17 protein-coding genes are annotated in these 14,940 nt (G+C 31.9%); 2 read left to right on the top strand and 15 right to left on the bottom strand.

The genetic code is table 11. The features are described from left to right. Nucleotides 1-9: 9 nt before the first annotated feature. The 6 genes from prfA to BGS40_RS08735 all read right to left on the bottom strand — a co-directional run bounded on the left by prfA (nt 10) and on the right by BGS40_RS08735 (nt 5,080). On the bottom strand, nt 10-1,077 hold the full coding sequence (gene prfA / locus BGS40_RS08710; RefSeq protein WP_052802943.1) for a peptide chain release factor 1: 1,068 nt from the start codon (nt 1,075-1,077) through the stop codon (nt 10-12). Between the two features lie 18 nt (nt 1,078-1,095). Beyond that, on the bottom strand, nt 1,096-1,359 hold the full coding sequence (gene rpsT / locus BGS40_RS08715) for a 30S ribosomal protein S20 (protein WP_002856547.1): 264 nt from the start codon (nt 1,357-1,359) through the stop codon (nt 1,096-1,098). A gap of 78 nt (nt 1,360-1,437) precedes the next feature. Continuing rightward, nucleotides 1,438-1,938 carry a phosphatidylglycerophosphatase A family protein gene (locus BGS40_RS08720; protein WP_002851418.1) on the bottom strand — a complete coding sequence of 167 codons (501 nt, stop codon included), beginning with the start codon at nt 1,936-1,938 and terminating at the stop codon, nt 1,438-1,440. 4 nt (nt 1,939-1,942) lie between these two features. Further along, a complete protein-coding gene (locus tag BGS40_RS08725) occupies nt 1,943-3,103 on the bottom strand; it encodes a sulfate adenylyltransferase (protein ID WP_002888517.1) in 1,161 nt (386 codons plus the stop codon). Next, nucleotides 3,081-3,968: a response regulator gene (locus tag BGS40_RS08730; protein ID WP_002851295.1), complete on the bottom strand. Its 888-nt coding sequence runs from the start codon at nt 3,966-3,968 to the stop codon at nt 3,081-3,083. Before BGS40_RS08730 ends, BGS40_RS08725 begins: the two co-directional genes overlap by 23 nt. Then, nucleotides 3,965-5,080, bottom strand: a complete 1,116-nt coding sequence (locus BGS40_RS08735) for a bifunctional 2-C-methyl-D-erythritol 4-phosphate cytidylyltransferase/2-C-methyl-D-erythritol 2,4-cyclodiphosphate synthase (protein ID WP_002888515.1) — start codon at nt 5,078-5,080, stop codon at nt 3,965-3,967. The genes BGS40_RS08730 and BGS40_RS08735 overlap by 4 nt, the downstream gene beginning before the upstream one ends. 122 nt (nt 5,081-5,202) lie before the next feature. On the opposite strand from BGS40_RS08735, the gene BGS40_RS08740 reads away from it, so the two are divergent. Both BGS40_RS08740 and BGS40_RS08745 read left to right on the top strand, forming a co-directional pair. Continuing rightward, a complete protein-coding gene (locus BGS40_RS08740) occupies nt 5,203-6,309 on the top strand; it encodes an Mrp/NBP35 family ATP-binding protein (RefSeq protein WP_002868831.1) in 1,107 nt (368 codons plus the stop codon). 25 nt (nt 6,310-6,334) lie between these two features. After that, nucleotides 6,335-7,495: a tetrahydrodipicolinate N-succinyltransferase N-terminal domain-containing protein gene (locus tag BGS40_RS08745; RefSeq protein WP_087691714.1), complete on the top strand. Its 1,161-nt coding sequence runs from the start codon at nt 6,335-6,337 to the stop codon at nt 7,493-7,495. A 23-nt stretch (nt 7,496-7,518) separates the two neighbouring features. On the opposite strand, the gene hisIE is transcribed toward BGS40_RS08745, so the two are convergent. The 9 genes from hisIE to rplQ all read right to left on the bottom strand — a co-directional run bounded on the left by hisIE (nt 7,519) and on the right by rplQ (nt 14,939). After that, complete coding sequence (gene hisIE / locus BGS40_RS08750) at nt 7,519-8,142, bottom strand: bifunctional phosphoribosyl-AMP cyclohydrolase/phosphoribosyl-ATP diphosphatase HisIE (protein ID WP_052797914.1); 624 nt, start codon at nt 8,140-8,142, stop codon at nt 7,519-7,521. A 1-nt stretch (nt 8,143) separates the two neighbouring features. Further along, on the bottom strand, nt 8,144-8,911 hold the full coding sequence (hisF, locus tag BGS40_RS08755; RefSeq protein ID WP_052782055.1) for an imidazole glycerol phosphate synthase subunit HisF: 768 nt from the start codon (nt 8,909-8,911) through the stop codon (nt 8,144-8,146). After that, nucleotides 8,912-9,868 (bottom strand): COG2958 family protein, encoded by a 957-nt coding sequence (locus BGS40_RS08760; RefSeq protein WP_057042808.1) that lies wholly within the window; start codon nt 9,866-9,868, stop codon nt 8,912-8,914. Beyond that, complete coding sequence (gene hisA, locus BGS40_RS08765) at nt 9,853-10,584, bottom strand: 1-(5-phosphoribosyl)-5-[(5-phosphoribosylamino)methylideneamino]imidazole-4-carboxamide isomerase (protein WP_052782053.1); 732 nt, start codon at nt 10,582-10,584, stop codon at nt 9,853-9,855. Before hisA ends, BGS40_RS08760 begins: the two co-directional genes overlap by 16 nt. Beyond that, nucleotides 10,581-11,168, bottom strand: a complete 588-nt coding sequence (gene hisH / locus BGS40_RS08770; RefSeq protein WP_002862245.1) for an imidazole glycerol phosphate synthase subunit HisH — start codon at nt 11,166-11,168, stop codon at nt 10,581-10,583. Before hisH ends, hisA begins: the two co-directional genes overlap by 4 nt. Next, the gene (hisB, locus tag BGS40_RS08775; RefSeq protein WP_002858024.1) at nt 11,165-12,223 is read right to left on the bottom strand and encodes a bifunctional histidinol-phosphatase/imidazoleglycerol-phosphate dehydratase HisB; all 1,059 of its coding nucleotides are present in this window, start codon (nt 12,221-12,223) and stop codon (nt 11,165-11,167) included. Before hisB ends, hisH begins: the two co-directional genes overlap by 4 nt. Beyond that, nucleotides 12,220-13,506, bottom strand: a complete 1,287-nt coding sequence (gene hisD, locus BGS40_RS08780; RefSeq protein WP_096738628.1) for a histidinol dehydrogenase — start codon at nt 13,504-13,506, stop codon at nt 12,220-12,222. The genes hisB and hisD overlap by 4 nt, the downstream gene beginning before the upstream one ends. 7 nt (nt 13,507-13,513) lie before the next feature. Then, the gene (hisG, locus tag BGS40_RS08785; RefSeq protein ID WP_002866577.1) at nt 13,514-14,413 is read right to left on the bottom strand and encodes an ATP phosphoribosyltransferase; all 900 of its coding nucleotides are present in this window, start codon (nt 14,411-14,413) and stop codon (nt 13,514-13,516) included. 172 nt (nt 14,414-14,585) lie between these two features. Continuing rightward, nucleotides 14,586-14,939: a 50S ribosomal protein L17 gene (rplQ, locus tag BGS40_RS08790; protein WP_002868307.1), complete on the bottom strand. Its 354-nt coding sequence runs from the start codon at nt 14,937-14,939 to the stop codon at nt 14,586-14,588. Nucleotide 14,940 lies beyond the last annotated feature (1 nt).

The following is a 14,940-nucleotide window of genomic DNA, read 5'->3' on the forward strand; positions in this document are numbered from 1 at the left end:
TATAAAATCTTATAAATTTTGTTCTTGTAAAGCTTGGGCTTGATGATGAGTGATTAAAGGTTCTATGATTTCATCAAAAAGCCCATCTTGCATAATGGCATCTAAGCGATATAAAGTAAGATTTATTCTATGATCGCTGATACGATTTTGTGGAAAATTGTAAGTGCGAATGCGTTCACTTCTATCTCCGCTTCCTACTTGTGATTTTCTTACTTCACTTTCTTTTGCCAGTCTTTCACTCTCTTGCATTTCATAAAGCCTTGCTTTTAGGACTTTCATCGCACTTTCTTTATTTTTGTGTTGGCTTTTTCCATCTTGATTGACTACAACTATACCTGTAGGGATATGAGTGATACGAACAGCTGAATCAGTAGTATTTACACTTTGTCCACCATGTCCTGAAGATCGCATAACATCAACTTTAAGATCGTTTGGATTGATTTCGATTTCTATATCATCAACTTCTGGCATTACTGCCACGGTGATAGCAGAAGTATGCACGCGTCCTTGGGATTCTGTTTGAGGAACTCTTTGAACACGGTGCGTTCCACCTTCATATTTAAGTCTTGAATAAGCTCCTGTTCCTTTAACAAGCATGATGATTTCTTTAAATCCACCTACACTTCCTTCACTAGAACTTACAATCTCAAGTTTATAGCCACGATTTTCAGCATATCTTGCATAAGCTTTTACAAGATCTCCTACAAATAAAGATGCCTCATCGCCACCTGTGCCTGCACGAATTTCAAGAAAAATATTTCTTTCATCATTGGGATCCTTAGGAAGAAGTAAAATTTTAATCTCTTCTTCAAGCTTTGGTTTTAATTCTTCTAAAGTTTTTAGTTCTTCTTTCGCAAGTTCCCCAAGTTCTGGATCGTTTAGCAAAGCTTTATTTTCTTCTATATTGTCTAAAGTTTTTAAATACTCTTTAGCTTTTAAAACGATAGGTTCTAAATTTTTTTGTTCTTTAGAGAGTGTAGTCATTTTACTGATATCGTTGATTATATCAGAACTGCTAAGAAGAGAATTTAACTCTTCAAAGCGTTTTAAAAAAGGATCTAGTTTGCTAGCTAACATTAAAAACTATATAGAAAATTATGCGATTTTATTTACTAAAAGGGCTAAGCGGCTTACACGGCGAGAAGCAGTTTGTTTTTTAATGAAACCGCGACTTACCATAGCATGAATGCTTTTATTAGCTACTTTTAAAGCTTCATTAGCAGCATTTTTATCTCCATTTGCTGCAGCTTCTCTTACGGCTTTAGTTATATTTTTAAGTCTTGTTCTATAGAATCTATTTCTTTCTGTTTTTTTAATAGTTTGTCTTGCTCTTTTTTCAGCAGATTTATGGTTTGCCATTTATATTTTCCTTTTTTGAAATTAAAGACTAAATTATATAAGAATAAAATTTAAAATTTAATTAATTTAAGCAAAATTTCAAAATAAGTCTTTTAAATTTATATCCCAAAAAACTAAATTAAATTTAAGTAAAAATCCATAAATTACCGCACTTAAAAGTCCAGCAAACAATCCTGCTAACATATCATCAAGCATTACACCTAGTCCGCCTTTGACTTTTTTATCTATCTTACCAATAATAGAAGGTTTTGTAATGTCAAAGAGTCTGAATAAAACAAAAGCCAAAATAAAATTGACTATCGAGTTTTCAACACTTGCTGCAATAGCACAAGCAAGAAAAACTCCAGCAACCTCATCGATAACTATGTGTTTGTCATCGTGAATTCCTGTTTTTTTTTCATAATCATCTATAACACGAATACTTGCAACAAAAATTAAAATGCTTAGTAAAAACAAAGTGTTAATCCCGAGATATTTAAGTATAAAAAAAGCAGGTATTAAAGCAGCGATAGTACCAAAAGTCCCACTTGCCTTTTTTACAGAACCTGAATAAAAAAAAGTTAAAAATAATTTTTGCATTTTATTACACCATATAAGACATTTGATGAATTTCTAAAAGTTTTTGATAAAATTCTTCATCATTTTTGTATTCTAAAATTCCATCAGTTGGAAAAAGCTCATTATAAATTTTTTGCATATTTTTTAATCTATTTGGAAAAAGAGAAGTTAAAATAACACTAGATACTTCCTTGCGCATGAAAATTGCTGGAGGAATGATACCCGCTCTTAGTAAATCTTTTAAAGACTGAGAATTATAGTGCAAATGGTGATGACAACCATGAGGGCAAGATCTTGTGCTAACAATCATGCGACATTGATCGCAAAATACAAATTCAGGCAAAACGATCACTTCTATGCCATAGTCCTTGGAAAAATCATCAAGTATGGTTTTTGGTTGGTTATCATCATAAAACATTCCAAGTCCTGTATGATTTTGTCCTACTACTAGTTTGGTACAACCTAGACTTTTTGCGATAATACTTTCTAAGCCAGGATTTAAATGAGCGTGAAAAATATTAATATTTTTTAATGGAAAAATGAAAATTCTATCCGGTGGAAGATAGTTTTGAATAAATTTTTTCAAATATGCTTCTTTAAGTTCGAATTCAAACCCATTTACATCAAAAGATTCTACAAGAAAAATTACAACTAAATCTGCTTTATCAATAGTCCAACGAAACATTCTTTCATGGGCACGATGCAAAGGATCAAAACTTGAAACTATAGCAGTAATTTTTTGTGCATTAAGATTGTTTTTGATTTGTTGAAAATTCTCTTTTATTTTTTCAATTTGAGAATTATAAATTTCTATTTTTCCACTTATGCAAGTTGTTCCCATGTCTTCTAAAGAGCAAGTGTTAGGACTGAAAATATCAGAAAAATTTTTATTATTTTTAAATTGGCTTTTAAAATCTATATGTCCTACTACTTTTTCATCTAGCATGAGATCGATTCTATCGCCAGATTTTATATCATTTAGTGCTTCTTCGGCATTTTTTGGTGCAAAGCTTAAGGGATAGGGAAAGCTTTCTCCTTTAAATTTTCCTGATTTAATGATTTCATTGACTTCTTTTTCATTCATTAAATGAGTGCAAGTGCCTAGCAAACCTTCTTTAATAAGTGATAAGATGCCAAATTCATTTTGATCTATGATAATGTTTTTATTTTTTCTTGCTGATTTCATATTTCTTCCTTTTTTCCCATAAAGATTTACGTGAAATGCCTAATTTTTTTGAAAGATCGGTATCAGGAAATATATTTTGGTAATTTATAATAACATATTTTACATACTCATCTATAGTTAAAATTTCATTGCTATTGATATTTTTTTCATTATCATTTAAATTAATGCAGTTTATTTTTAAATCATCTGTATTTGAATTGGTATGCAAAATAACATTTTTGTTTTGTATAAAATCTAGGAGTTTTTCCTTTTCTGCTGCTTTTAATGCTTGAAAATTACTCAAAAATAAAAGATTGTTTTCTGTGGGAAGTTTCATAACTTTTTCAACTGAATTTGTAGATGTTAAATCAATAAAAGAAAGAGTAATGTCACATTCATTTGCATAATTAAAAACAAAAGCATCAGCGCTGCTTTGCTTGTTGGATTTTAATATCAATGGAAGTTTTAATTTTTTATAATTATACTCTGGAATTTTGATTGTTTCTAATCTTGATTTGATATAGCTTTGATAAGCTTTATTAAGGATTGAAAGTTTTCTAAAATCCTGATAATGCTTTATTTTTCTAATCAGCTCTTCTATCATAAAGGGTTTTTGAATATAATCACTAGCACCTAATTTCAAAGGATTTGAAACTGTATCTGTACTTATATAAGAAATAAGCAAAATAATAATACTATGTTTAAATTGACCTACGGCTTTTAGAAAATTATTAGTATTTGTAGAAAGCAGTATAATGTCATAGTATTTTTCACCATTGTATTCATCAAACGAGTTAATAATTTCACAGCTATATCCAGCATCACTTAGTTTAATGCTAATGCTTTGCGCTAGATAAATTTCATTTTCAATAATTAAAACTTTCATAATCTTGTCCAATCAAAATATTTTAAATTTACACTACTAAGCACCGCCATACCTTCTTTTCTTCCAATAAAACCCAATTTTTCCGTTGTTGTGGCTTTAACATTGATTCTAAATTCATCTAAATCTAAGGTATGAGCTATATTGCTTTGCATAGCTTGTTTAAAGTCTTTAAGTTTAGGGCTTTGTGCCATGACGCAAATGTCTATATTAATGAGTTCAAAACCTATTTCTCTGACTTTATCATAAGCTTGTTTTAAAAGCTCCATGGAGTTGGCATTTTTAAATTTCATATCAGTATCAGGATAAAGCTCTCCTATATCTCCAAGTCCTGCAGCACCTAAAATCGCATCGGTTAAAGAGTGAGCTAAAACATCTCCATCGCTGTGTGCTTTAAGCCCCATAGTAGGATGAATTTGCACTCCTGCTAAAAGCAAAGGGCGATTCTCTCCAAATTCATGCACATCAAAACCATTGCCAGTAAAAATTTCAAAGCTAGGTGTAGGCAAATCAAGTTTTTTAAGATCTTCTTTAAAGGTTAGTTTTCTTGCATTTTCTTCACCTTCAACAAACCAAATTTTTCCACCCATTGCAGCTATAGCTGTGCTATCATCTGTAAATTCTAGGTTTTGATCCAAGGCTTTTTTAAGCAATTTGGTTTTAGAAATTTGCGGGGTTTGAATGAGTTTGATTTTTTCTCTTTGCAAGGCTTCATTGTCAAAGAGTGTTGTATCTGCAACTTTTAAAGCAGGGGTAATACAATCTGCTTTATCTAAATTTTCAATCAAACGATCAAACAAATTTTTACTCACCAATACCCTTGCTACATCACTTACCATAACAAATTCGCTATCTATGAGCTCTAAGGCTTTTTTTAAGGATTCTGCTCTGGTATCACCACCTTCTATGAATTCATAGTTTTTAGTAAATTTTTTCATATAAGTGATATTACTAGAGGTAACAACTATTTTTTTAAAAGGATAAAAAGAGCTTAAATTTTTTGTTGCATAAAGCCAAAGAGGGTCATTTCCAAGTCGTAAAAATTGTTTTTTTACCTTTGTGTTAAAACGAGTAGAATTTCCAGCTGCTAACATAATGAGGCTAATTTCACTCATTTTTTCATTCCTCTTTTTAATATTGTTGGTTTTTATAATGTTACCATATTATACACTTATAAAAAGCTAAATTTTATCATTTTATTAGTAAAATTGATTTTTTTAAAAGACAAGGAAAAAATATGAAAGAACAAATTTTAGAGAAATTAAAAACTGTAAAATATCCTGGTTTTGAAAAGGATATAGTGAGTTTTAACTTTGTAAAAGATATTAAAATTCAAGATGATGGTGTATTCATTGATATAGAAATCGTTTCAGCAAATCCTGAAGTAGCTAATGAAATTCGTAAAAATGCTACTGAAGCTTTATCGAGTTTGGCTTTAAAAAATATCGAACTTAATATCATCACTCCAAAAATTCCTGAAGAAAAAAGTAATTCAAGAAGTGGAAAAAATATCGCTCCACAAGTAAAAAATTTCATCATGGTTTCAAGTGGAAAAGGTGGTGTGGGTAAATCTACAACTACAGTAAATTTAGCAATTTCCATGGCTAAAATGGGAAAAAGAGTAGGGATTTTAGACGCGGATATTTATGGGCCAAATATTCCAAGAATGCTAGGAGAAACCAAAACTCAGCCTGAAGTAGTAGGGCAGAGATTAAAGCCTATTTTAACTCATGGTGTTTATATGATGAGTATGGGGGTTTTGATCGAAGAGGGTCAAGGTCTTATGTGGCGTGGAGCTATGATTATGAAAGCAATCGAGCAACTTTTAGCTGATGTGATTTGGCCTGAACTTGATGTATTGTTTTTAGATATGCCTCCAGGAACAGGCGATGCACAAATTACTTCTGCGCAAAGTATTCCTATTACTGCAGGAGTTTGTGTAAGCACGCCTCAAACCGTATCTTTAGACGATAGCAAAAGAGCTTTAGATATGTTTAATAAACTTCATATTCCTATAGCGGGTGTGATTGAAAATATGAGTGGATTTTTATGTCCTGATAATGGTAAAGAGTATGATATTTTTGGTAAAGGAACAGCTGAAGATATGGCAAAAGCCTATAAAAGTGAAGTTTTAGCACAAATTCCTATAGAAATGATAGTAAGAGAAGGTGGAGATGAAGGCAAGCCTGTGAGTTTTTATCACCCTGAAAGTGTGAGTTCAAGGCGTTATTTAATGGCGGCCGAAAAAATTTGGAGTTTTATAGAAAAGATTAACAATGAAGGTGGTGCGGATAATTCTGCTATACAACCTGTGATGAATGGAAAAAGTGCGTGTTCGCATTAAAAATTAAGTGGATAAGGAAAAGAAAATGATTAATACTAAAGAAGATTTTTTACTTTTAATCAAACAAATCGAGCAAAAACGTGGTTATAAAAAACCTAAAGCTTTTGGTATAGCAAGGCTTGATAGAGGACAGCTAAATAAAAATAAAATCTTGCAAGCAAGTTTTGCTTTGATTAATTACGAGCAAAATTTTGGCTCAGCAGCAATCATGCTTGAAGCTTTTATGCAAAGGGGCGTGGAGATTGATTTTAATGCGAGTGAGTTTGTGCAAACTTTAAAATTAGAAGATATTGATTTTGCACTTTCTTGTTTTAAACCTTTTTTAGAAGAAGAAGGGCATCAAAATATTGATTTATTAAAGATTATCAAAGATAAATTTAAAGACGATGAGTTTGCTTTTGTTTGTCTTTTTGAAGATAAAGAACCTTTAAGTGTAGAAAGTGTTTATCTAAAACTTTATTTGCTTTCTACTAAAAAAGTACCTTTAAGAAGTATCAATCTAAATGGAGCTTTTGGACTTTTAAGCAATGTAGCTTGGAGTGATGATAAGCCTATCGAGCTTGAGTATTTAAGAGCAAATGAAATGCGTTTAAAAATGAGCAATCAATATCCAAAAATCGATTTTGTTGATAAATTCCCAAGATTTTTAGCGCATATTATCCCTGAGGATAATACAAGAATTTTAGAAAGTTCCAAAGTAAGAATGGGTGCATCTTTAGCAGCAGGAACAACCATCATGCCAGGGGCAAGTTATGTGAATTTTAATGCAGGCACAACAGGAGCTTGTATGGTTGAAGGGCGTATTAGCTCAAGTGCTATAGTAGGAGAAGGTTCTGATGTAGGTGGTGGAGCTTCGATTTTAGGTGTTTTAAGTGGAACAAGTGGCAATGCTATAAGTGTAGGTAAGGCTTGTCTTTTAGGAGCTAATTCAGTTACAGGAATTCCTTTAGGGGATAATTGTATAGTTGATGCAGGTATTGCGGTGTTAGAAGGAACGAAATTTTTACTCAAAGATGCCGAGGAACTTGCTAAACTTAATCCTTATTTTAATTTTGATAAAGAAATTTACAAAGGCTTAGAGCTTAAAGGTTTAAATGGACTACATTTCCGTCAAGATTCTATAAGTGGTGCTATGATAGTAGTTTTAAATAAAAAAGCAGTCAAACTTAACGAAGCCTTGCATTGATATAAATTTATTTACATAAAGCTTTAAGCTTTATGTCTTTCTTTTAATTTTGAAATCACATCTGAGAAACTAAGATTTGCATCTGTAAGTAAAACACTTAAATGATACATTAAATCCGCTGCTTCACAAATAAGCTCTTCTTTATCTTTTACTGTCGCTGCTAAAGCTGTTTCTACGCCTTCTTCACCAACTTTTTGTGCAATGCGTTTTGTGCCACTTTTGAAAAGTTTTGCTGTATAAGAAGTATTTTCATCGGCATTTTTGCGTGAATTGATAAGTTTTTCAAGTCTGGCTAGAAAAACAAAATCTGCATTTTTAGAAATTTTTTCAAAACAAGAAATATCGCCCGTATGACAAGTAGGCCCTACAGGATTTGCTAAAATTAAAAGCGTGTCATTATCACAATCTAAGCTTAAATCTATGATATTTAAGAAATTTCCACTTTCTTCACCCTTCATCCAAAGACGCTGTTTTGTGCGTGAAAAAAAGACTACTTTGCCACTTTCTAAGCTTTTTTCTAAGGCTTCATTATTCATAAAGCCTAGCATTAAAACTTCGCAAGTTTTTGCATCTTGGATGATGACAGGTAAAAGATTATCCACTTTTTGCCAAGCGATTTTTTCATTAAGTTCTTTGAAATTTTGCATATTATATCCTTATACTTAAGCCTTGATTTTTAAGATAAATTTTTAATTCTTTAATGTCTATAAGTTTTTGATGAAAAACAGAAGCAGCTAAAGCCCCATCTATACCTAGTTTAAAAGCTTCTAAAAAATGTTCCATTTTTCCCGCTCCCCCACTTGCGATCAAAGGTACTTTACAAATTTTATATACAGCTTCTAATTGTTCTAAATCATAGCCATTTTTAACACCATCTTGATTCATCATATTTAAAACAATTTCGCCTCCACCTAGATCTTGCACTTTTTTAACCCATTCTAAAGTGCTTTTTCCACTATGTTTACTTGTTTTTTCATCCCCTGTGTATTGAAATACTTTTAAATTTCCATTTTCATCTTTAAAACTATCAATCCCTACTACTACGCATTGCACGCCAAAGCTTTTAGCAAGGCGTGTGATTAGGCTTGGATCATTTAAAGCAGGAGAATTGATAGAAATTTTATCTGCCCCATTAGCCAAAAGTTCAGCTGCATCTTCTTCGCTTTTAATACCCCCTGCAACACAAAAAGGAATATTTATATTTTTTGCTACTTCACTTACCCATTCTCTTGATATGCGTTCTTTTCTAGCGCTTGCAGCAATATCGTAAAAAACAAGTTCATCAATACCATTTTGAGAATAATACCTAGCAAGTTCTATGATATCTCCCATATCTTTATGGTTTTTAAATTGTGTTCCTTTTACTACTCTGCCATCTTTGACATCTAAACATGCAATTATGCGTTTTGTAAGCATTTATTTCTCCAAAATACATTTTTCTTTAAGATATTTTTCCATTTCTTCATCGCTTTTAATTTCATCAAAATTAGCTTGAATTTTTGCTTCTTTGCCCACTTTAATTTGTTTGTTTATATCATCAATAAATTCTTTAAAATTTGGATTTTTATTAATCAGCATATTTAGTGTTTGAATATCAAGTTCTTTTTCTTTTGCACTAATTAAAATTTGAGAATTTGAAATATCTTTTTCAAGTTTTATCACTCCTATGCCAAAACTTTGATTTAAGCGTCTTAACTCACTTAAAACTTCGCTATCAATTTCTTGTAAAACAACCAAATAGCCTTCATTTGCCCAGCTAGAATTGCTTACAGCTTGAAAATAGCATTCTTTTAAATTTGAAAAATTTAAAGCAATTTTAAGTTCAAAAGAAAAAAGCTTATAACTATTTTGTTTGATATTTTCTAAAAGTGTTATGGTCTCTTTTTCATAATCATCGTAAGGAAAATAAACCCCTACAATATCAGGATAATTCCACTTATCTTCCCCGCTCTTACCCTTTTTGCTTTGTTCGTGGTAAATTGTTTTGCAATTTAAATTAAAATCTAAATTTTCATATAAAAATTTTACAAGCAAGGGGTGTAAATCTCTTTCATGAAATTTATTTTTTTCTTGTTTTTCATTGGTAATTTCATTTTTATCATCAAGCTTTAAAAGTTCATTTTCTCTTTCTTTTAACCAAAAAGTTCTGGGTTTTTGGGAAGCTTTAATAAATAAAGAATTGTGTTGTAATTCTTTTATATCCACATATATTCTAGCTCCTAAAGTAGCAATTGGAGTTTGCCCTATACTAGAAAGCTTTTTATCTAAGCCTTTTTCAAGAGCTTTTTGCCAAATTTCATTAGCACTTAAAGGCTTATCGCTTTGTTTTAAAATTTCTAAAGCAAGTTCTTTGTAACTTAATTTGCTAGACATCTTATCCCTTCTTCTACACTAAAAACTCCGTCTAATAAAGCTTTTCCTACGATAACCCCACTACAAATTCCTTTTAAGTTTTCAAGGTCTTTTAAGCTTGCTGCTCCACCACTTGCCTGAATGCAAATATGAGGAAAAATTTCATGGATAAGTTTGTAAAGTCTTACATTTACTCCTTGCATGGTGCCATCTTTTGAAATATCTGTGCAAAGTATGTGTTTTAAGCCTTTATTGCTATAAAAATCTAAAACTTCCATAAGCTTTTTATCGCTTGCTTCTTGCCAAGCATTTACAGCCACAACATAATCTTCTTTTAAAATCGTATCTAAGGCTAAAACTATAGCTTCACTACCAAATTCTTTTAAAATTTCAAGACATAAAGTCGCATCTTTAATTGCCATAGATCCTATAACTACTCTTTTTACTCCACAATCAAGCAAAGCTCTAACTTCTGCTTTAGAGCGTATACCTCCACCTACTTGCAAATTGACACTGACTTCTTTGGCTAATTTTTCTATCAAAGCAAATTGTCTTTTGCTAGGATCTTTTGCACCTGTAAGATCTACAAGATGAAGTTCTTTCGCTCCTGCTTTTTCGTATTCTTTGAATTTTTCCAAGGGATTGTATTTATATACTTTTTTTTGTTCGTAATCCCCTTTTACAAGACGCACCACTTCGCCATCTATAAGATCGAGTGCGGGTATGATTTGAGTCATCCTATATCCTTAATAAAATTTGAAATTAAAATTTCCCCAGCCTCGCTACTTCTTTCAGGGTGAAATTGCACCCCGTAAAAATTATCTTTCATTACGCTTGCGCTAAATTTTTGCGAATACTCACAATCTGCTATAGTGTATTCTCCAAGTCCTACACAATAACTATGCACAAAATAAAAATAAGCCCCTTCTAAGCCTTTAAACAAAGCATGAGAGCTATGAACTTGATTCCATCCCATATGTGGAAAAGTAAAGCCTTCTTTAGCTTTAAATTTTTGGGTTGTAAAATCTATAAGTTTTAAGGTTTCTTGATTTAATTCTTCAGAAAAATTTCCTAAAATTTGCATACCTAAACAAATACCAAGTAAAGGTTTTTTGGTATTTTTAATAAAATCAATAAGATTAAATTGTTCTAAATTTTTCATCGCTTCTTTTGCGGTACCCACTCCAGGTAAAAAAAGCTTATCCGCACTTTCAAGCTCTTTTAAATCCCTACTGATAGTTGCATTAAAACCTAATCTATCTAGACAAAATTTCAAAGATGCTAAATTCGCACAGGCTGTATCGATGATGATGATTTTCATATCACTCCTTTAGAGCTGGCTAAATTTTCACTTTCTATTTTTACTGCCATTTTCAAAGCTTTTGCAAAGGCTTTAAAAAGCCCTTCGGCTTTATGATGATCGTTTTTGCCTTTAACTTTTAAATGCAAACTCACGCCCATAGCATAGCTTAAAGAATAAAAAAAGTGCTCGATCATTTCTGTGCTTAAAGCCCCTAAATGAGATTTTTTAAATTTGGCTTTATAGACTAAATGGGGACGATTGCAAAAATCCATCGCACAACTTGCCAAACACTCATCCATAGGTAAAGCAAAACCATATCTTGCAATGCCGATTTTATCCCCTAAAGCTTTTTTGATACAAGCTCCAAGTGCTAAGGCTACATCTTCAACGCTATGATGCTCATCGATTTCCAAATCCCCTTTACAAGAAATTTCAAGCCCTATACCTCCATGTACAGCGATTTGCTCTAACATGTGATCAAAAAAATCAATACCTGTTTTAATGCTAACCTTACCCCCATTTAAGCATACTTTTACTTTTATATCTGTTTCTTTAGTAGTTCTTTGATAACTCGCGCTTCTAAAAGAACTTAAAATTTCATTTTCTATTTCTTTCCAAGAAAGTTCGCCGTATTTTAAACCACGCACGCCTAAATTTGAAGCCAAGATCATATCACTCTCACGATCTCCTATAACAAAACTTTGCTCCTTATCATAAAGTTCGTGTTTGATATACTCTTCTAACATAGCGGTTTTAGGTTTTCTGCAAGCACAATTTTCATTTTCAAAATGCGGACAAATAAAAATATCTTGAAATTCTATACCGCAACTTTTTAAAATATCAAGCATTTTTTCATGAGCGATTTCAAAATTTTCCTTTGGAAAACTTGGTGTTCCAAGACCGTCTTGATTGCTTACCATAACAAATTTAAATCCAAATTTTTTTAGTTTTAAAAGAGTGGGAATAGCATCTTTTTCAAAACGCAATTTTTCAAGAGTATCGATTTGAAAATCGCTTTTTGGCTCCTCTATTAAAGTGCCATCTCTATCTATAAAAAGGATTTTTTGACTCATTTTAAGCTCTCTAAACGAAAAGTTACTGCATTTTTGTGCGCATCTAAATGCTCATTTTGTGCTAAAATTTCAACACTTTTACCTAAAGCTAGAAAACCTTCTTTACTTAACTCTTGAACGGTCATTCTTTTACTAAAATCTGCCAAACCTAAACTAGAATGCGTTTTAGTAAGTCCATAAGTAGGTAAAACATGATTTGTCCCACTTGCATAATCACCCATAGACTCTGGGGAATAAGCTCCTAAAAATACTGATCCTGCGTGTTTTACACTTTTTAAAAGTTCTCGTGGATTTTGAGTTTGTATGATCAAATGTTCAGGGGCGTAAAGATTTGAAATTTCTAAGGCTTGATTTAAATCTTTAGCTATGATAATGCGTGAATTAGCAATGCTTTTGCTTGCAAGTTCTTTGCGAGGCAAAAGTTCTAATTGACTTTGGACTTCATCACTTGCTTTTTTAGCAAAATCTTGACTTAAACACACTAAAATCACTTGAGAATCTGCACCATGTTCAGCTTGTGAAAGCAAATCACTAGCTACAAATTTTTTATTAGCTAAATCATCAGCTATGACTAAAACTTCACTAGGTCCTGCTTGCATATCAATAGTTGCTCCGTTTATATCGCTACTTACTTGGCGTTTTGCTTCGGTTACAAAGGCATTTCCTGGACCAAAAATTTTATCCACCTTTAAAACACTTTGGGTACCGTAAGCCAAAGCTGCTATAGCTCCTGCACCGCCCATTTGATAAATTTCATCCACGCCACAAAGCTTAGCACAAAAAAGCACAGCATCATTGATTTTTGCAGGACTTGCTAAAACGATTTTTTCACAACCTGCAATTTTTGCAGGAATAGCTAGCATTAAAACCGTTGAAAACAAAGGTGCCAAACCCCCTGGTATGTAAAGTCCTACTTTTTCTATAGGGCGTGTTAAAACTTCACATTTAACGCCTTTTGTAGTTTCAAGAGCGATTTCATGTGGGATTTGGGCTTCGTGAAATTTTTTGATATTTTCATAAGCCACTAAAATAGCTTCTTGTAAATCTTTATCTAAACGATTGCTTGCTTGAGTGATTTCTTTTTGAGTGATTTTAATCTTTGAAATTTCAGCCTTATCAAATTTCAAAGCTTGTTCTATCAAAGCTTCATCGCCTTTTTCTTGCACTTCTTTAATGATAGAACTTACTATTTTTGAAATTTCATCTTTCGCACTTATAGCAGGCCGTTTTAACGCTTCTTCTTTTTGTTTTTCATCTAAATTATCATATACTAAAATTTGCATTTTTTACTCACTTTAACATTTTTTCTATAGGCAGAACTAAAATCGAACTCGCACCTTCTTCTTTTAAAGCCTCCATGGTTTCCCAAAAAAGATTTTCTTTACTTACCATATGTAAAGCTACATTTTTTTCATCGTGTGCTAAAGGTAAGATAGTCGGTCTTTCAACTCCTGGAAGTAGGGCTTGAATTTTATCAAGCTTTTCTTTTGGAGCATGAAGCATAATGTATTTAGATTCTCTTGCTTGCATTACTCCTGCTACACGCAACATAATTTTATCCACTAAGGCTTGTTTTTCTTTACTTAAAGCATTTTCTTTCTGAATCAAACAAGCACGAGATTCATAAATGACTTTAACTTCTTTAAGATTGTTTGCTTGTAAAGTTGCCCCGCTTGAAACAAGATCGCAAATCGCATCGGCTAAATTTGCCCTAGGGGCTACTTCAACAGAACCTGTAAGCATACAATTTTTATAATTAATCCCATTTTCTTTCATAAAACGCTTTAAAAGTTGTGGATAAGAAGTAGCTATCCTTAAGCCTTCAAAATCTTTCAAATTTTGAAATTTATTTTCTTGAGGTAAGGCAAGAGAAAGACGGCAATATCCAAAATCTAGCTTTTTTAAAAGCTTATAGCTTGGATTTTCTCCTAAAGACTGGCGTTCAAGTTCATTTTCTTCTAAAACATTTTCCCCTATAATGCCTAAATCTACAACCCCATCAAAAATAAGCCCAGGGATATCATCATCTCTAACGCGTAAAATATCTATGGGTAAATTTGTAGAAAAAGCGATCAAACTTTGTTCATGGATATGCATTTTAACACCACATTCTGAAAGAAGCTCTATGGATTCTTTTGAAAGTCTACCTGATTTTTGTATCGCAATACGTAAACGAGTGTTTTCTTGCATAACATATCCTTGAAATTAAAAATTAAAAACTTATATTAGCATAAGTAGTTGAATTTTTAGCAAGGGTTTTAGAAAATAAATAAATTTAATTTTATTTAAAATAATTATTTAAAACTTTTTATTTTTAGGATATTTAATTGAAGTATTAATCCTAGCAAAAGCTAGGATTTGATTAAGCTACAAATTCGATGAAAGCCATTTCAGCGGCATCACCACGGCGAATTCTTGTTTTGATGATTCTTGTATATCCGCCATTGCGATCTTTGAATTTTGGAGCAATTTCAGTTACTAGTTTATTGGTAGCGTTTTTATCTTGTAATAAAGCAAAAACTGCTCTATGAGCGTTAAAATCTCCAAGTCTTGCTCTAGTAATCAATCTTTCTACATAACCTCTTAATTCTTTAGCTTTTGGTAGAGTGGTTTCGATTTTTCCGCTATTTACTAAAGCTATAGTTAAATTTTTTAATAAGGCAGCACGATGAGATGAAGTTCTGCCAAGTTTTCTATATCCATGTTTATGTCTCATT

The organism is Campylobacter sp. 107 (assembly GCF_002383835.1).
In the GTDB taxonomy this organism is placed as follows: domain Bacteria; phylum Campylobacterota; class Campylobacteria; order Campylobacterales; family Campylobacteraceae; genus Campylobacter_D; species Campylobacter_D jejuni.